At 69.7% G+C, this 16404-nt stretch carries 16 protein-coding genes and 1 pseudogene; 7 read left to right on the top strand and 10 right to left on the bottom strand.

Annotation, left to right across the window (positions count from 1 at the left end; translation table 11 throughout):
* Positions 1–827 precede the first annotated feature (827 nt).
* Both C6N31_RS31525 and C6N31_RS31520 read right to left on the bottom strand, forming a co-directional pair.
* A complete protein-coding gene (locus C6N31_RS31525; protein ID WP_198358719.1) occupies positions 828–1460 on the bottom strand; it encodes a DUF305 domain-containing protein in 633 nt (210 codons plus the stop codon).
* 84 nt (positions 1461–1544) lie between these two features.
* Positions 1545–1946 carry a DUF6153 family protein gene (locus C6N31_RS31520; RefSeq protein ID WP_307811563.1) on the bottom strand — a complete coding sequence of 134 codons (402 nt, stop codon included), beginning with the start codon at positions 1944–1946 and terminating at the stop codon, positions 1545–1547.
* A gap of 242 nt (positions 1947–2188) precedes the next feature.
* Between C6N31_RS31520 and C6N31_RS31515 the strand changes: the two genes are divergently transcribed.
* The 3 genes from C6N31_RS31515 (at position 2189) to C6N31_RS31505 (ending at position 4655) form a co-directional block, all read left to right on the top strand.
* Complete coding sequence (locus C6N31_RS31515) at positions 2189–2557, top strand: BlaI/MecI/CopY family transcriptional regulator (protein WP_198358717.1); 369 nt, start codon at positions 2189–2191, stop codon at positions 2555–2557.
* Complete coding sequence (locus C6N31_RS31510; RefSeq protein WP_198358715.1) at positions 2554–3465, top strand: M56 family metallopeptidase; 912 nt, start codon at positions 2554–2556, stop codon at positions 3463–3465. The genes C6N31_RS31515 and C6N31_RS31510 overlap by 4 nt, the downstream gene beginning before the upstream one ends.
* Positions 3466–3680: 215 nt before the next feature.
* Positions 3681–4655, top strand: a complete 975-nt coding sequence (locus tag C6N31_RS31505) for a C40 family peptidase (protein ID WP_307811562.1) — start codon at positions 3681–3683, stop codon at positions 4653–4655.
* A 98-nt stretch (positions 4656–4753) separates the two neighbouring features.
* Here the strand turns inward: C6N31_RS31505 and C6N31_RS31500 are convergent, their stop codons facing one another.
* Positions 4754–5728 carry a M56 family metallopeptidase gene (locus C6N31_RS31500; RefSeq protein WP_198358711.1) on the bottom strand — a complete coding sequence of 325 codons (975 nt, stop codon included), beginning with the start codon at positions 5726–5728 and terminating at the stop codon, positions 4754–4756.
* Positions 5725–6096 (bottom strand): BlaI/MecI/CopY family transcriptional regulator, encoded by a 372-nt coding sequence (locus tag C6N31_RS31495; RefSeq protein ID WP_198358709.1) that lies wholly within the window; start codon positions 6094–6096, stop codon positions 5725–5727. Before C6N31_RS31495 ends, C6N31_RS31500 begins: the two co-directional genes overlap by 4 nt.
* Positions 6097–6573: 477 nt before the next feature.
* Between C6N31_RS31495 and C6N31_RS31490 the strand changes: the two genes are divergently transcribed.
* The gene (locus C6N31_RS31490) at positions 6574–7317 is read left to right on the top strand and encodes a hypothetical protein (RefSeq protein ID WP_198358707.1); all 744 of its coding nucleotides are present in this window, start codon (positions 6574–6576) and stop codon (positions 7315–7317) included.
* Positions 7318–7965: 648 nt separating this feature from the next.
* Here C6N31_RS31490 and C6N31_RS31485 read toward each other — a convergent pair.
* Positions 7966–8352: an ArsR/SmtB family transcription factor gene (locus tag C6N31_RS31485; RefSeq protein ID WP_198358705.1), complete on the bottom strand. Its 387-nt coding sequence runs from the start codon at positions 8350–8352 to the stop codon at positions 7966–7968.
* Between the two features lie 95 nt (positions 8353–8447).
* On the opposite strand from C6N31_RS31485, the gene C6N31_RS31480 reads away from it, so the two are divergent.
* The gene (locus C6N31_RS31480; protein ID WP_198358703.1) at positions 8448–10439 is read left to right on the top strand and encodes a heavy metal translocating P-type ATPase; all 1992 of its coding nucleotides are present in this window, start codon (positions 8448–8450) and stop codon (positions 10437–10439) included.
* Positions 10436–10843, top strand: coding sequence for a (2Fe-2S) ferredoxin domain-containing protein (locus tag C6N31_RS31475; protein ID WP_198358701.1), 408 nt, complete (start codon positions 10436–10438; stop codon positions 10841–10843). Before C6N31_RS31480 ends, C6N31_RS31475 begins: the two co-directional genes overlap by 4 nt.
* A gap of 275 nt (positions 10844–11118) precedes the next feature.
* Here the strand turns inward: C6N31_RS31475 and C6N31_RS31470 are convergent, their stop codons facing one another.
* Positions 11119–13074: a copper resistance CopC/CopD family protein gene (locus tag C6N31_RS31470; protein ID WP_232485889.1), complete on the bottom strand. Its 1956-nt coding sequence runs from the start codon at positions 13072–13074 to the stop codon at positions 11119–11121.
* Positions 13075–13540: 466 nt separating this feature from the next.
* Here C6N31_RS31470 and C6N31_RS31465 point away from each other — a divergent pair, with 466 nt between their 5' ends.
* A complete protein-coding gene (locus tag C6N31_RS31465; protein WP_198358699.1) occupies positions 13541–13810 on the top strand; it encodes a hypothetical protein in 270 nt (89 codons plus the stop codon).
* Positions 13811–13930: 120 nt separating this feature from the next.
* Here C6N31_RS31465 and C6N31_RS44350 read toward each other — a convergent pair.
* The 4 genes and pseudogenes from C6N31_RS44350 to C6N31_RS31450 all read right to left on the bottom strand — a co-directional run.
* A pseudogene (locus C6N31_RS44350) lies at positions 13931–14217 on the bottom strand (HoxN/HupN/NixA family nickel/cobalt transporter); the annotation flags it as partial.
* Between the two features lie 74 nt (positions 14218–14291).
* Positions 14292–14954: a class I SAM-dependent methyltransferase gene (locus C6N31_RS31460; protein WP_198358697.1), complete on the bottom strand. Its 663-nt coding sequence runs from the start codon at positions 14952–14954 to the stop codon at positions 14292–14294.
* A gap of 387 nt (positions 14955–15341) precedes the next feature.
* A complete protein-coding gene (gene pspAB / locus C6N31_RS31455) occupies positions 15342–15953 on the bottom strand; it encodes a PspA-associated protein PspAB (RefSeq protein ID WP_198358695.1) in 612 nt (203 codons plus the stop codon).
* A 20-nt stretch (positions 15954–15973) separates the two neighbouring features.
* On the bottom strand, positions 15974–16404 hold a 431-nt coding region (locus C6N31_RS31450; RefSeq protein ID WP_198358693.1), incomplete at its 5' end, for a M48 family metalloprotease.

Below are 16404 nucleotides of genomic sequence, written 5' to 3'. Positions count from 1 at the left end.
CGTGACACGGCGGCTGCGTGGGACCGGTCAGGTCCGAGCCACGCACAAGGCCGTGAGAATGCACCGCCCGCCGACAGCGCTGTGGACGGGGGCCCGGGCAGTCCCGGCAGCCGAAAGCGCGGCGAGGGCGGCCGGCCGGCCGGACGCCGGGAGGGCGCCCCCGAGTACAGGCGCAGGCGGTGCGTCGACGCGGACTCGGTCCACCGTGTGGTCGCCCGTCTCCGGGCAGCACGGCGCGTGCTGCGGCAACGAGGCAGTGGGCCCGTCGCCGGACGCCGCCACAGGGGTGGCAACCACCGAGAGAGTGTTCAGCGTGTGGTGCTCACTTTCGAACGCCGCACCGTGGCCGTGCACGCAGCCTAGGAGGTGGAAGGCCACCCAGATCAGTACGGCGAGCACACCACAATCCCACCCGCGGCGATGCGCGGAGGAGAATGACGCCGGACCGATCATGCACACAAAGTATCCCTCCGAGCACCTAAAGTCATATTCGGGGACCGGCGTGGTGCCCTTCCTGGCGTGGCGAGCCTCCCACCGATGTGACCAAATGATCGCCGAAGGCTGCCCGACGGCCGGGGCAACAACCCGCGTGCACTGCGACGCGTCGTGCAGGTGCGACTCTGCGCCCAACGCGCATTCCCGTGTGAGCGCGGATAGACACCGACCGTGACTACGTGCCTCTGCACAGCGCACTCCGACTCGTGCGCGCAGGCGTCGCCACTGCCGGACGGTTGAGGCGGGATGAGAGCACTGCCCGCGCGCGGCGCCATTTCCCGGAGGACAGGGGACCGACGTGTGCGTCGGCCCCCTGTCCGTGTGCGGTGCGGTCAGTTCTTGCTGAGCAACGTGTTCATCTGTGTGATCTCGGATGTCTGCGCGGTGACGACCGCGCTGGCGAGTTCCTTGGTCGGGCCGTATTGGCCCTTGGCCTTCTCCGTGTTCGCCATCTCGACCGCGCCCTCATGATGCTTGACCATCATCTGCAGGAACATGGTGTCGAACGCAGCCCCGGACGCCTTCTTCAGCTTGTCCATGTCGTCCATGCTCATCATCCCGGGCATCCCCGAGGTCATGTCCATCCCCTGCATCTCCTGCGGGACCGGCTCGCCCCATGAGGTGAGCCAGCTGGACATGGTCCTGATCTCGGGGTCCTGCGCGCCCTTGATCTTCGTAGCGAGGGCCTTGACGTCGGCGGAGGCGGATCGGGTGGCGGCCAGGTCGGCCATTGCCACGGCCTGCCGGTGGTGGGGAATCATCTGCTTCGCGAAGTCGACGTCGGCAGCATTGTGCGCACCGGCGGAGGCGGGAGCGGAGGCGGGAGCTGTCGTGGACGGCGACGAGCTGGAATCCATGGATCCCATGTCGTGGCCGCTGCCGCCGCAGGCGGCCAACACCATGGCGGCGGCTGCCGTACTGGCGACGAGCGCGGTACGGCGGATCAGTGAACGACGTGCGGTCATGAGAGGTACTCCTGAGTGTGAGGTTGCAGGGCGAGCCGGTCTGGGACGGCGGATCTGCGGGCGCAGTCGACGTCGCGGCTTGCTCTAAATCCTCAGGAGTTGCAGTTCAGCCAACGTTGGTGGCGCACGCCCTCCATCGGCGGTCCCGTACAGGAGGGGAGTGGCTACCTCGGACGAGAAGGTCAGGCACTCTCCGGCGAGGGCAGGGTCCGCCAACGCCAAGGCGCCGTCCACCGCACCGGACGCGCAGGTCACATCGGCATGGTGTGCTCGACCGTCACATCCGTGGCTGTCGGAAGGACAGTCGCCCATGGGGGATGCAACAGCGGCGTAGGTCGCAGTGGCGGGCATCGCATGATCGGGCATCTGCGGGCCGGTCGCGCCGAGTGCGTGCATCCCCAGCACGCCGACGATCACCGCGAAGACGAGCAGCACGAAGGGCCGCAGCCCCGGCTGCGGTCGCACTCTGCGCGCTTGACCGATCACCGGCCCATAGTAGGCACACGCGGCCCGCCGCGGACGGACGTCCCGGGCGACGCACGCGGCTGGGCAGGCGGCGGTGCGGCCGCCAGCCACCAGCAACGGAAGGCCCGGGGTCTGTACGCCGGGGCATTGCTCCAGCGCGACAACAAGACCGGTCAGGCGATCGTGCCCGTATTGCCGTAGGGAGCCTGCTGGTAGTGAGGCCGTCTACTATGTTCCTACGTACTACGGCAGAAGGGCGCGGCATGCGGCGGCTGGGGGACCTCGAAGCGGAGATCATGGACCGCCTGTGGACGTGGAAGCGCCCGGCGACAGTCCGCGAGATCGTGGATGACATCAATCTCCAGCGCGACGTCGCCTACACAACGGTGATGACCGTGGCGAACATTCTGCACAGCAAAGGCTGGCTGCTGCGCGAGAAGTCCGGCCGGGCCTGGGCCTACCTGCCGGTCCGTAGCCGCGAGGCGTACTCGGCCGCGTTGATGGAGGACGCGCTGGGGACCAGCGAGGATCGGCCCGCCGCGCTCGCGCATTTCGTCGAGCACATGTCCGACGACGAGGTCAGCGCCTTGCGTAAGGCGCTTCGGGCGGCCGGGCGGCGGACCAGCGCGTGAGCCCCGCCGCCGTGCTCATCGGCTACGCGGTCCTCGTCGGGTTCCTCGTACCCCAGTTCCTGGTGCGCAGCTCGTGGCCGCATCGGGCCCCGGCTCTTGCCGTTGCCGCATGGCATGCGCTGACCGTGTCCTTTGCTCTCACCGTCGCGCTGACCGCTTACCACCTCGCCGCGCCGGACGAGCATCTGCACGCAGGACTCGTCGGCCTTCTGCACTCCTGCGGCCTGGCCTCGGATGCGAACTCCACCAACCTGGACTCCGCCGACGGCCTGAGTCTGGCCGCGCCCGTCGCCCTGATGGTGCTGCTCTTGGGAGCCTTCACGTTCGTTTTGGGCCGTGCCCGCTGGGCCCGCTCGAAGCACCGACGGGTGCTGGACATGGTGGGCCGACGCTCCAAGCGGTTGCGCGCCACCGTGGTGGCGCACTCCCTGCCGGCTGCCTACTGCCTGCCGGGGCGCTGCCCGCGCGTGGTAGTCAGCCAAGGGGCGCTGGAATTGCTGTCCGCGCAGCAGCTCGATGCGGTACTGGAGCATGAGCGCGCCCACATCGCGGGCCGCCACCACGTGGCAATGGCTGCCGCACAGGCGTTCGCGAACGTCTTCCGCCGCCTTCCGTTGGCCCGTCACGCCCAAGAGCAAACGGCCCTCCTCCTGGAGATGATCGCGGACGACCGTGCTCTGCGCTGCCACTCGCGCGAGGCACTCGCCACCGCCATGTACGAGATGGCAGCCACAAAAGCACCGGAGGGCGCGTTCGCGGCCGGCGGCCCCAGCGCCCTGCTGCGACTCCAGCGTGTCCTGACGCCAAAGGCCGGACCTCACCCCGCCCTGTGGGGGTCGCTGGCCGCCGTAGCGGTGACCGTGCCGCTGATCCCCTTCCTGGTCGCCTGCTCACCTGGCGTCGGGTAACCCCAAATTTTCGCCTGATCTCTGCGTAGGTTGCCACCCCATCTACGAATCTACTAAGTTGCACCCCAGGTTTGCTCGACGCAGTCAATGCACCGACGCCGCAGTGGCGGTGACAGAACCGACCCGCCCGCACGGGCGAGCCAAGGAGTTGTCGCAGCATGGGAACGCACCGCCGACCGAAAGCGAAGTCGACCGCCCACAGCCGGATCGCCGCCGTGACCATCGCGGCAGGCGCACTCAGCCTCATTCCCTCCCCGGGGCAGGCCGAGCCGAAGCCCTCGGTGGACGTGGTGCGTCAGCAGGTCGACAAGCTGTACGAGCAGGCCGAGGCGGCGACCGAGCAGTACGACGGGATCCTCGCGCAGGAAAAGACCGTGCAGGCGCAGGCGGAGCAGGCTTCGCGCCGGGTCGCCCGGCAGCAGGAGGACATCAACCGCCTGCGCGACGAGATCGGACCGCTGGCTGCCGCGCAGTACCGCAACGGCGGTATCGACCCCACCATGCAGCTCATGCTCTCCAGCAACCCCGATGCGTTCCTCGGGCAGGCCGAAATGGTGGACCGGGTCAGCGGCCGCCAGGCGTCCGTGTTGAGCGAGCTGGAGGCCAAGCAACGTCAGGTGGCCGTGGAACGCGCCGCCGCAACGCAGAAGTTGATCGCGGTGGAGCAAAAGCGACGGGACCTGTCCGCGAAGAAGACAGAGGTCCAAGGGAAACTGGCCCAGGCCCGCTCCCTGCTCAACAGTCTCACCGCGAAGGACCGGGCGAAGCTCAAGGCCCAGGAGAAGGCTCAGTCCAAGGCATTGGGAAACAGTGACAAGCCGGCGAACTACACGGGGCCCGCGAGCGGTCGGGCCCGCAGCGCGCTGGACTTCGCGTACGCGCAGCTCGGAAAGCCCTACCAGTGGGGTGCTACGGGGCCGAGCTCCTTCGACTGTTCCGGCTTGACCGGCGGGGCGTGGAGGGCTGCTGGGGTGTCGCTGCCCCGCACATCTCAAGATCAGTACGGGTCGGGCCGGCAGGTCGCCCAGTCCGATCTGCAGCCGGGCGACCTGGTGTTCTTCTACTCCGACATCCACCACGTCGGTATATACATCGGCGGCGGAAAGATGATCCATGCCCCCCGCACTGGCAAGAACGTGGAAATCGCTGGGATCAGTACGATGCCGTACGCCGGAGCCATCCGCCCCTGAACGCCACACGGCCGGGAAGACACTAGTGGGTGAACTTGCCCCGTGCCCCGTGCCCTGGCCCTCGGCCAGGGCGAGCGGGCGCAGTGGGTGCGGTCGTGTCAGCGCGCCGTGGGCGCGGCGGCCACGGTGCCCGGGGGGCAATAGTGCAGGTGGGCGGCGGCGGCCATCGGTGTGGCCAGGCCGAGGAGAGGGAGGGCCAGCAGGGCGGCGACGCCGGTGGAGGTGAGGGCGGTGCGCAGGTGGCCGAGGGGAGGGTACGGGGTGATCAGGCGGCGTACGCGTTCGGCGGCGGTGCTGCCGCCGGCGCCCAGCGCGGCGGCGGGGGTGCGGGACCCGGCCAGGGTCAGCAGCGCTTCAGCCAGGGTCAGGCGGTCGGCGCTGCGCGCCGCCACGTCATCGGCGAGCAGTTCCACCAGCCGGACGGTCTCGGCATGGGCGCGGGTGAAGAGCCGTACACGGGGGAAGGCCCGGGCCAGGCCGCCGGACCAGGCCAGGACCAGGTCGTGCCGCTGATCGAGGTGGGCTCGCTCATGGGCCAGTGCCGCAGCCAGCTGCCGGTCGTCGAGCAGGCGCAGCGCACCGGTGGTGACCACGATCCGGCGGCGCCGGCCGGGCAGACAGTGCACCGCGGGTTCGTCGGAGTCGACGACGACCGCGCCCAGGTGTGCGGCAGGCACGCCGACCAGGGTCAGTACGTCGCGATGGCGGGCCCGGCCGTGCAGCGCCCCAGCCAGGGAGACGGTCACGCACCAGGCGGCGCGGGCGAGGACCGCCAGCGCCAGCACGGCACCGACCGCTGCTGCGGCGGCCCCGCCGGGGGTGGCGTACTGGTCGCGCAGTGCCATCACGCAGGCGCGGAACAGATTCGCGAGGTCCGCGCTGACCTGCACCGTCGGCACCACCAGCGCAAACCCGATTAGGGCGGCGGACACCAGTAGGGAGAAGGCTGCCATCTGCCAGGCGATGATGCCCAGCCGGGGAGCGCGGGCGGTCCAGCCGCCACGGGAGAGCAAACCGGGTGCCGCGAAGGCGAGCAACCCGGCATATGCGAAGAGGATGAGCGCCGCGCTCACCGCGCGGACTCCTCGGTCTTCGCGGTGTTGAGCAATTGGCGCAGGGCGGCGCCCTCGCCGGGCTCCATGCCCTCGACGAACTTCACCAGCATCGCCGTACGGTCGTCGGCCACCGCCAACGCCTCGTTCATCAACCCGGCCACGTAGTCCTCGCGACTGGCGGTGGCCTCGTAGAAGTTGATGCGGCCGCGCTTGACGCGGGTCATCCAGCCCTTGCGGTAGAGGATGTCCATCACCGTCTGGACCGTGGTGTAGGCGGGCTCTGGCTCTCGGTCGAGCTGTTCGAGGACGTCGCGAACGCAAACGGGTCCGTTGGTGGCCCAGACCGCGTTCATGATCGCGGCCTCCAGATCGCCGAAATGCGGCATGCCACCTCCCGTATCGCCCGATTGCCCGCTCTCATCCTAAGCCGTCTAGGAGACAGCGAGCCCGAAAGCCGGTCTCCGGCCGGGTGATGTGTCCGGGGCGACACCCGTGGCCACAGCCGCCGGTTTCCTGATGCCTGCGGCAGGTTCCGGACCGTCATCCGCTCCAGCGGATGGGATTCCGATTCGGACCCCATGTCGGTTACAGGTGCTTGGAGGCCGGTAACCGTACCTACTCGGCGTCGGCATTGCGCTGGGCGGCGCGCAGCACTCGATCTCTGCCTGGAGCCGAGTCAAGATTGCCGCCCGATCGTCGGGCTGTTCGGGTGCCGGCTTCTTACCTCCGCGTGGTGCGCGAGGGGCCGCCCGCGGTGCGTCACCGTCATTCGCGGGGCGAGTGCCGCTCGGGCACCCGCCTAATATCCTTAGTAAGATCGGCGTAGCGTAGGTCCCGAACGCCACAGACGAGGAGAGGTGCCCATGGCCGGCAACAACCCGAGGCCCACAGCCGGCAGCGGCGGGAAGTCCGCAAAGCACACCGCCCGGGAGCGGGTTGCGGCCGCGCGTGCCGTTGAGGCCCGCAAGGAGCGGCGGCGCCGCGTGACCTTCATATCCAGCGTGGGCGTGATCGGTGCGGCCTTGATCGGGGGTGTGGCGTGGGCGGTGGCGGCGAACAGCGGCTCGGACGGTAGCGACGCGAAGGCGAGCGGGCCGCTGCCGGCGCCGGTCGCGTTTGGTAGTGCGACGGCGCTGCCGCCATGGGCGGCTCCCGCGGACGCTTCGGCCGGCGCGAAAGCGGCGGGAATGAAGGTGTCCGCGATGGAGGGCACTGTAAACCACTTCCATGCGCACTTGGATGTGATCGTCAATGGCAAGCCGGTGCCGGTACCGGCAAACCTGGGGGTCGACCAGGCCGCACGGGCTATGTCGGAGCTGCACACGCACGACGCTTCCGGAGTGGTACACATCGAGGCCCCCGCGCACCGCCGCTACATCCTGGGCCAGCTGTTCAACGAGTGGGCCGTGAAGCTGGACGCCCAGCAGGTCGGCGGCCTGAAGGCTGGCAGTGGCAAGCAGCTGACAGCCTATGTGGACGGCAAGAAAGTGGCCGGGGACCCGGCGTCGATCGAACTGACCGCGCACCGGGAGATCACCCTCGTCTACGGGGCCGCCGATGCTTCGGTGAAGGTGCCCTCCTCCTACGAATTCCCGTCCGGCGAGTAGCTGGTAGACGGGCCTGTGCCGCCGCGGTGACCGCCAGTGCCGTCGCCGCGGCGGTCACCGCTGGGTCGCCTGCAGCCGCTACTTCTCCTGCAAAGCGACAACCGCGACCGCGAGCTCCGCCAACAGGCCCGAACTCCAAGGCGTCGCGCCGTCAGCCGCCAACCGGTGCGCCGGCCACATACGGCGAGGAAACAGCCGGCCAACCACGGGCTGGCGGGACCGCAGGGAGCGCGGCAGCCGGTCCCTACGCATCACGACAGGCGCCCCCCGGTTATCGCACAGGGGTCCTCGGGGTATGGAGCAGCGAGACTACGACTGCGACAACCGAGTCGTCCAGGGCCGGCAGCTCCTCAAACGGGCCGGCGCGGACCTCAAGGGGAACGGCCCCTCGGCCGCAGCCTGTCCGGCCAGTGCGCGCAGCCAGCGTTGTGGCCGATAGGTATGTGGAGAGCCTGGGCTGCCCCTGGCCCCGAGTTGCGATCCGCAAGGCCGGCCTGGAATCACGACCGCGATCAAGGTGGCATTGGCCGTCGGCACCGTCTCCGTCATCGTGACGGAACTCGTTGAGCACGCATATGGGAAGGGCGCTGGAGGCTGCGAAGAGCCGGAACCGGTCCCTGTGGTTTGCGAGTTTGGGACCGTGGTCGGCTAATGCCGGGCCGCCGCCGCGCCTTCAGCGGCAGGGGCGTCGCGCACACCGAGCCGCAGGTGCTCGACGTGGAAGAGGGCCTGATCCAGTAGCTCGGCGACGTGGTTGTCGTAGAGGGCGTAGACGATGGACCGCCCCCGGCGTTCGCCGGTGACGAGTCCGAGGTTGCGCAGCAGGCGCAGCTGGTGGGAGCACGCGGAAGCTTCCATGCCCACGGCCTCGGCGAGGTCGCCGACCGCGCAGGGGCCCTCCTGAAGGCGGGCCAGGATGTACAGCCGCGAGGGGGTCGCCAGAGCCTGGAGGGTCGCGGCGACGTCGGTGGCCCCCGCCGCATCCAGACGTTCGCGGGCGGTGGCGTGGTTCTTGTCGTCGGCTCCGTGACCCATAGCGCTCATCCTACCGGTCATATGTGAAGACCTGTTCAGATGTTCCTGTACGGTGGACGTGTCGCCTTTTTTCTGCCCTGAAGGGTTGTTTTGTCATGCCTTCCGACCTGCTCCAGCGGCCCGAACGGGCAGCCCCGGCCGCCTCGCGTACGGCGCCGAAGCGGCGTACTCACGTGTTCGCGCTGGCCGAGGCTCGCTGGGCCGCCGCGGCGCTGGTCCTGTTCCTGATCGCGCTGCCGCTCCAGCTGACCGGCGCCGCTGCTTGGGTGTGGGGTCCGCTGTATGCCGCCGCCTACGTCACCGGCGGCTGGGAGCCGGCCTGGGCCGGGCTGACGGCAGCGCGGGAGAAGACCCTGGATGTGGACCTGCTGATGATCGTGGCCGCGATCGGCGCGGCCTCGATCGGGCAGGTGATGGACGGCGCGCTGCTGATCGTCATCTTCGCCACCTCCGGCGCCCTGGAAGCCCTGGCGACCGCCCGCACTCAGGACGCGGTGCGCGGTCTGCTCGACCTCGCCCCGGCCACCGCCACCCGCGTGGCCGATGACGGGAGCGAGTCGACGGTCGCCACCGAGGTCTTGATGGTCGGGGACACCATCCGGGTCCGCCCCGGAGAACGGATAGGCGCGGACGGCCGTGTTGTGGATGGGGCCAGCGAGGTGGACCAGGCCACCATCACTGGCGAACCGCTGCCGGTGGCGAAGGAGACGGGGGACGAGGTGTTCGCCGGCACGCTGAACGGCACCGGCGCGCTACGGGTGAAGGTGGAGCGGGACGCCTCGAACTCGGTGGTCGCCCGGATCGTGGCCATGGTCGAGGAAGCCTCGAAGACCAAGGCCCCCACCCAGCTGTTCATCGACAAGGTCGAGCAGCGCTACAGCCTGGGCATGGTCTTCGCGACTTTGGCTGTCTTCCTGATCCCCCTCGCGTTCGGCGCGGACCTGACGGTCTCGCTGCTGCGGGCGATGACCTTCATGATCGTGGCCTCGCCGTGCGCGGTGGTTCTGGCGACGATGCCGCCGCTGCTGTCGGCGATCGCCAACGCCGGACGCCACGGCGTCCTGGTGAAGTCCGCCGTCGTCATGGAGCGTCTCGGGCAGGTCGACGCGGTCGCGCTCGACAAGACCGGCACCCTGACCGAGGGCACCCCTCGGGTCACCGACATCCGCCCCCTGTCCGGCTCCCGCTTGGACGAAAACGCCCTGCTGGCGCTGGCGGCCGCCGCAGAGCACCCCAGCGAACACCCTTTGGCCAGGGCGGTCGTCGACGCAGCGCGCACCCGCGGCCTGGTCATCGCGAATGTCCGGGACTTCACCTCCGCCCCCGGTGTCGGCGTTACCGCCACCATCGACGGGCACACGGTTGCAGTCGGTGCCCCCGCCCGACTCCTCGCCGACAACGACGACACCCTCTCGGCTCGCGCTGCCGAGGTTGCGGCAGAGCTGGAAGACGGCGGCCGCACCGCCGTGTTGGTCCTGCGCGACAGCGTCCCCGGCGGGGTGCTGGGCATCGCTGACCGCCTGCGCGCTGACGCCGCTACCACCGTCGCTTCCCTGACGGCGCTGACCGGCAGCACCCCGATGCTGGTCACCGGTGACAACCCGCGCGCCGCCGCCCGCCTGGCCGCCGAGGTCGGGATCACCGAGGACGACGTACACGCCGGCCTCCTGCCGCAGGACAAGGTCGAGGCGGTGCGCCGACTGGAGGCCCGCGGCCGCAAGGTGCTGGTCATCGGTGACGGCGTCAACGACGCCCCCGCGCTGGCCGCCGCCCACACCGGCATTGCCCTGGGTCGTGCCGGCTCCGACCTCGCCCTGGAAACCGCCGACGCCGTCATCGTCCGCGACGAACTCGCCACCGTCCCCAAGGTCATCGCCCTCTCGCGCGCGGCACGCCGCCTAGTGGTGCAGAACCTGGTGATCGCTGGGGTGTTCATCTCCAGCCTGGTCATCTGGGACTTGGTGGGCCATCTACCGCTGCCCCTCGGCGTGCTGGGCCACGAGGGGTCGACCGTCATCGTCGGGCTCAACGGCCTGCGTCTGCTGCGCGACGGGGCCTGGAACCGCGCCGTCCAGGACGCGCGGTGAGCCGACGCAGCCAGAAGGCCGCCCCCGAAACGGGGGCGGTCCGACCCACCGTCACGGTCTGCCGCGGCTGCTGCTGCGGCACAGCACAGAAGATCCCCCGCCTGGACCATGAAGCCCAGCTCACCGACCTGCGCACCTCGCTCGCCAGGGTGGCCACGGTCCGTTGTACCGACTGCTTGGACGCGTGCGAGCGCGCCAACGTTATCGTCACCCAACCCTCCGCCGAAGGCCGTAAAGCCGGCGGACGGCCCGTCTGGCTCGGACAGGTCAACGACCCCAACGCCGCTGCCGACATCACCACCTGGGTCGAGAACGGCGGCCCCGGACTCGCCGACCCACCCGGCAACCTCGACCTCTACACATTCAGCCCGTCCCGACGCGTTCGCCACGAACTCGAAGACTGACCGATCCCCGCTGGGGTGCTGTCGCATCCGGCTGCACGCGCAATCCTGATCCGCCGGATTCGGCGAACGGGGTGACTCTCGCGGCCGAACGGACAGCGTGGTGCCGTCCAGGAGCGGTGCCGCAGGGCGCTCGGCCGCCGGAAGGACCGTGCGGGTCTCGCTCACCGACTTGCTGCCGGCCTCGGCGGTTCCGCAGGCCCCGGACGGCGTACCCCCCGATCACCGTCGCGGCCACGACCACGAGAAGCACCACCGTGACCCGCATACGCGGGGCGTCACGACTTTTCGTCGCGCCCCGGGTAGATGAAGGTCCGGGTCACCAGATGGTTGGGTGCGGTCAGCGTCTCGCGCTGAGGGCGCCCATCGGCGCCGACGGTGAGTTCGATCTGGGTCTTCTCTGCCGGGTAGCCGAGCAGCAGTGTGGTGGTCCCGTCCGGGCCGGGCACGGTGTTGACACTCGCCGCGCGGCCGCCACTGTAGGGCTCGCTGGTCAAGAAGCGCTGCCCCGTCGGCGTGAGGGAGTGAGGAATGCCCAGGCCACGCGTGGTATCGCTGGTCACCCGCTCATAGACCGTGAGCGTTCCGGTGCCGCGCAGGACGCTCGCGAGGCGCTCCAACGCGCCGGGATCGGGATGGGCAGGCCACGGCACGGCTACCGACGCCGTCCCCCCTTGCCAGCCGTCCGCCGTCACCCGCAACGTCAGGTGGCTGGCGCCCTTCCCCCAGGCGACCGGCGCCACGAAGCAGCCCACTCCGCAGCCACGTACCCGCAGCGTGCGCGTCGCACTGGCCGGATCGGCCAGCGTCGCCGAGAGCCGGTACCCGGCGTCAGCCCCCGGCGCGTCCGAACCCGGCGCCGTCAACTGCAGCACCACCTGGCCGTCGCTCGCCGCTACGCTCACACCAATCTCCCCCGTACGCGCACCCACCTGGACCACCGGCCCGGTCGCCGGCGGCGCCACCTGCAACGCGCCCCCACCCTCCCGAGGCGGCGCCGACGCACCCAGCACCGCGGTCACCCCCAGCACCGCGATCAGCAGCCCTGCCTCGGCCCGCACTACACGCACCGGCACCGGCCCTTCCTGGCGCCGAAGCCCCCATCGCCCCGCCAGCGCGCACCCCGACACCGCCACCACGAGCACGAGTTTCACCAGCAGCCAGCGCCCGTACCCGGTCGACGTCACCGACGACAGCGGCACGACCACCAGCGCCGACACCACTCCCGTGGTCACCACGACGGCGAACAGCCAGGCCGCCAACCGCGCGTACGAACCCAGCACCGCCCAGCCCGCAGCTGCCGCGGACCGCCAACACACCGCGCACCGCACCACGTACACCAAGCCGCCCACCCACACCGCCGCCGCAACCAGGTGCACCGTCGTCGCCAATGCGCCCCACCCCGAGAGAAACGCCTGCGGATGCGCCCGCAGACCCTCCGCGACCACCACCACCGACACGGGCACCCACACCCAGTCAGACCGTCGCCACCCGACCAACCCGCCTGCGAGGAACGCCCCCGCCTCGACCAGTGTCAGGACCCCGGGCCGGCTGCCCAGCTGGCCCACCGCCGGCTCCGTCACAGCAGACAGCACGCTGCCGTCCCCGACGATCACCGCCACCAAGCCAAGAGCGGCCCCAAGCCCGGCCACAACCGCAGGCAACGTCCACCGGCGCGGCAGCCGACCCCCGCCGGGCAATGCACGACGCCCCCACCGCACCGCAACAGCCTCGCCAAGGACCATCGCCAGTGCAGCGAACAGGACCCACCGCAGCACCGTCGTCGTGCTCCGGCCCGACGTGGCCGCAGATCCCAGGCCACCCGCGGACAGCGCGCCTTGAGCAGAGGGCCCAACCGCGAACTGGTAACTTCCGGTCACCGCGTCGCCGTCTTGGGCAAGGACCTGCCAGGTCACCGTGTACACCCCGGACGGCAACTGTCCTGGCACCACAGCGGTCACCACGCTCCCGCCACTGCCGATAACCACGGAACCGACCTCACGCTGCGCCCCATCAGACCCCGCGATCCGCACCGCGCGACCCGAAAGCGTCACCCGTTGATCAAAGATCAACGTCAGCGAGGACGGCGCCGCCGCCACACTGCTGCCCACGGACGGCGTCGTAAAGAGAAGCGACGCATGCGCCGAGGCCGCTGGGGCGAACCCCACCCCCAGCACCAACACCGCCGCAACGCCGGCCAACACCACGCCCAGCCGTCGCCGCGCGTGCCCCATGCCCCGCCGAGGAGCACCCACCTTGCCGTTCAGAACGTCCTCCTGCGTCGCCGCATCACACGAGCATCACCCGCCCAAGCTCTCCTAAACAGCATAGGCGTAAGCGGCTCAGGCGATGCCCGGGGTAGTTGGTGGGCGGCAAACCCGGAAGCGGACGGCCTCGGCCGGGGTGTGCCCTTCCTGCTCGCAGTCGTCTCCTTCGACCAAGTGATGCGCCGTTTCGACTTCGCCTGCCGCCGCGCCCGTGCCGCGATGCGCGCCGGCGGCGTGCCGCTGGAAGTCCTCAGGGCAATGGAGGCGGACGACCGCCGGGGGGGGCAGTCACCGGCGTGCGATCACCAATCGCTGATCGTGCATTCCGCCTACCCTGCGATGCCCCCTGCCGCCAAACCGCTACTTACCCTAAGGTGCTTAGTAGATAGGCTGCAGTTCCGCATCCCCGCGCCGCGCCCCGCCGGAGGTCCCGATGCCCCAGTTCGCGTACCCCATGCTCTTGCTGGGGTGCCCCATAGGCATGGGCTTGGCGATGTGGTTCATGATGCGGGGAATGCGGAGCACGCCCCAAGCCAACGCCTCCGCAGAGCCCGAAGGTCTCCAGGCGGAGATCGATCGGCTGCGTGCAGAAGTACGGTTGCTGCTCGCCATACAACAGCAACTGCTGTCGTTCCACGAGGAAGACCAGATGGTTGCCGTGGCGTACAGCAATCATTTCGAGGTGAAGCAGAAGGGCAAGTGACGCAGTTGTGAGCCGGGCTCAGCCAGGCTGGACCCGTTCTGGCGGACCGACGCCTCTGCGGGAGTGCGGGGTCCTCGCGGAAACGCCGGTTCTTCGCCCCCAATGCGGCCAACACCTTTGGGCGAACTTCATGAACGAGCCGTCGATTGTATCCAACAAGGATGTGCCTGTGGCGAGCAGAACCGGTCCGCAGAGGGGTGCACCAGGGCAGGCCGGACGCGGCGCCGGAGCCGGCCGGGACCATGAGGGCAGCCTCGGGAGCCCTGGTGAAGCCCAAGGCGAACAGTAGGCCAAGGGGTTAGATCTGGCATGGCTTGGTGATCGACTTCATCCCGGCCCAGCAGCCAGTTCATGAAGCCGCAATTGGTCAACTGTTCCTGCAGCGCAGCCTCGTCAAGGTGGCCGGTCCAGCAGCCGGGCGACGCACAGCAGCCCGTCCCCGTCGACCACCAGGTCCGCCCCGTCGGGGGCGGGGCGGCGCTCACTGAGGCAGGGTCTGAGTAACGCGCCACAGCCGCCTCGGCAGGCTGCCCTCCTCGAAAGCGTGCACCTCATCCAGGGTCCAGCCGTCGGCGAGGGAGTCGACCAGGTCGCGCTGGAAGAAGTGGACCGCGAAGCCGCCCTGCTGCCAGATGTCGTCGCCGTGTCCGGTGCCGGTGCCGTAGTGGGCGTCGCCGGTGTGCCGCACGGTGTAGACGAACACGCCGCCAGGCCGCAGGACACGGCGGACCTCGCCGACCGCCGCGTGGATCTCCTTCGTCGACAGCGCCATGCACAGCAGCATGTGCGCGAAGACCGCGTCCACCGAGGCGTCCGGCAGAGTCAGCGGCTCGCGCACGTCGTGCACCGCGGTGGTCACCCGCTCCTCGACTCCCTGAAAGCGGGCCGCGTCACGCAGTTGCTCCAGACCGACGGCACTGAAGTCGGTCGCCTGGACGGTGAAGCCCTCGCGAGCGAAGAACAGCGCGTCGCGGCCGTGGCCGGCCCCCAGCTCCAGCACGTCCATGGCCCCCGGCGTCCTGAAGACGCTTGCGGCGTGGACTGCGGGGTTTGACGGCTCCTCGCCGTACATGCCCGGGCGGGCGGCGTAGGTGTCCTGCCAGTGCCGCCGCTGGATCTCGGCCAGCTCGTGCTCGTCTGCCACAGCCTTTCCCCTCCCTATATGTGCGTGAGCAGCCTAGAGGTGCTGGCGCCCCGGTCATCGCCAGGCGTCTTCCGGGGCGGGCAGGCTGGAGAGTTCCGCGCAGGCCGGGAGGGCTTGAGGTGCCAGCGGACGTTCTCCAGCTTCTTGTGCCGGGGCTTCGCCGCTGGCATCAGCTTGGGAATCACGTGGGGCAGCTGCGTGGCCGGTGCGCCGTAGCTTTTTGGTTCGGCGCCCATCACGTGGCGGACAAGGCAGCGTCCAGGCGCGCGGTGACCTCCTCGGCGACTTGAAGGTGTCGAGGCCGGCGAGGATGACCATGGTGCCGGGATCGAGGGGTGTCGGTGGGTGGCCCGGCCTGCGCAGCGGGTATCAGCCTTCGTCATGTGGTCACTTCGCCGGGTCTGGCGGGTTCGCCGACTCCGGGAGGCCGGGGGCGCCCCACAGCGGGAACCAGCGGCTAAGGTCCTCCTCGATGCGTAGGTCGTCCTTGATCGTGGCCTTGACCTGGAGTTCCAGGGGATTGTCACGCTTCTGACCCGGCAGCGGCACGAACGGGTAGAAGGTGCCCCGCTTGTAGAGGTATACCAGCGCGAGGGGGCGCAGCTCGGCGTCTTGGAAGGTGACCAAGGAGCACAGGAGCTGCGGCCCGAAGCCGCTGTCCTGCAGGGCGGAATTCACCGCGTGCAGGTCGTTGACCAGGGCGGGCAGCTCGCCGGCATCGCGGCGGGAGAGCAGCCACGAGTACCCGTACGCGTCACGGCTGAACTCCACCGGTACGTCGCCCCGTTCGGAGTCCGCGTCCAACAGGGCTCGTACCTCCTGCTGGACTTGGGCGAATGCGCCGCCCTCGATGCCAGCGAAGCACACCGAGCCCAGGCCGGTTGGGGTGAAGCCGATGGCGGCCTGGAGGGTGATCGCTGCCGAAGGCAGACCGAAGAGCTGGTCCAGGTCGGGCTTGACCGGCTTGGTCCGGCCGAGCAGGACGTCCAGGAATCCCACGGGTCCTCAGCTCCTTCTTTTCACGCCTGGTCGCCCGGGCTCCCGCCCGCCTCGCCCAGCTCGACGGAGATCTGCGCGAGTGCCTCGATGCGGCGTTCCAGGCTGGGGTGGGTGGAGAACATGGCGGTCAGCGCCGTGCCGGGCCCGAGGGCCGGGGTGAAGAAGAACGCGTTGAACGCCTGTGCGGTCCGCAGATCCTTGGTCGGGATACGGGCGATGTCGCCGCTCACCTTGATCAGCGCAGAGGCCAGCACAGAGGGTTTCCCGGTCAGCATGGCCGCGGCGCGGTCGGCGGCCAGTTCTCGGTAGCGGGACAACGCCCGGATCAGCAGGAAACTGATGCCGTAGACAAGCGCGGAGACCGCCATGACGATCGCGAGCAGGGCGGCGGTGTTTTGGTCGCGATCGTTGCGTCCGCCGAACAGCTGGGAGTAGAAGGCGAAGCGGACGA

It is taken from the genome of Streptomyces fildesensis (assembly GCF_016107395.1).
GTDB classification, from domain to species: domain Bacteria; phylum Actinomycetota; class Actinomycetes; order Streptomycetales; family Streptomycetaceae; genus Actinacidiphila; species Actinacidiphila fildesensis.
The sequence above is the reverse complement of the archived record's forward strand: the minus strand, read 5'-3'. Positions and strand labels throughout refer to the sequence as shown.

Coding starts and splice junctions, on each gene's coding strand:
- C6N31_RS31465 (WP_198358699.1), top strand. CDS start 13,541: ATGCCCCAGTTCGCGTACCCCATGCTCTTGCTGGGGTGCCCCATAGGC.
- C6N31_RS31480 (WP_198358703.1), top strand. CDS start 8,448: ATGCCTTCCGACCTGCTCCAGCGGCCCGAACGGGCAGCCCCGGCCGCC.
- C6N31_RS31495 (WP_198358709.1), bottom strand. CDS start 6,096: ATGCCGCATTTCGGCGATCTGGAGGCCGCGATCATGAACGCGGTCTGG.
- C6N31_RS31485 (WP_198358705.1), bottom strand. CDS start 8,352: ATGGGTCACGGAGCCGACGACAAGAACCACGCCACCGCCCGCGAACGT.
- C6N31_RS31470 (WP_232485889.1), bottom strand. CDS start 13,074: ATGGGGCACGCGCGGCGACGGCTGGGCGTGGTGTTGGCCGGCGTTGCG.
- C6N31_RS31490 (WP_198358707.1), top strand. CDS start 6,574: ATGGCCGGCAACAACCCGAGGCCCACAGCCGGCAGCGGCGGGAAGTCC.
- C6N31_RS31525 (WP_198358719.1), bottom strand. CDS start 1,460: ATGACCGCACGTCGTTCACTGATCCGCCGTACCGCGCTCGTCGCCAGT.
- C6N31_RS31515 (WP_198358717.1), top strand. CDS start 2,189: ATGCGGCGGCTGGGGGACCTCGAAGCGGAGATCATGGACCGCCTGTGG.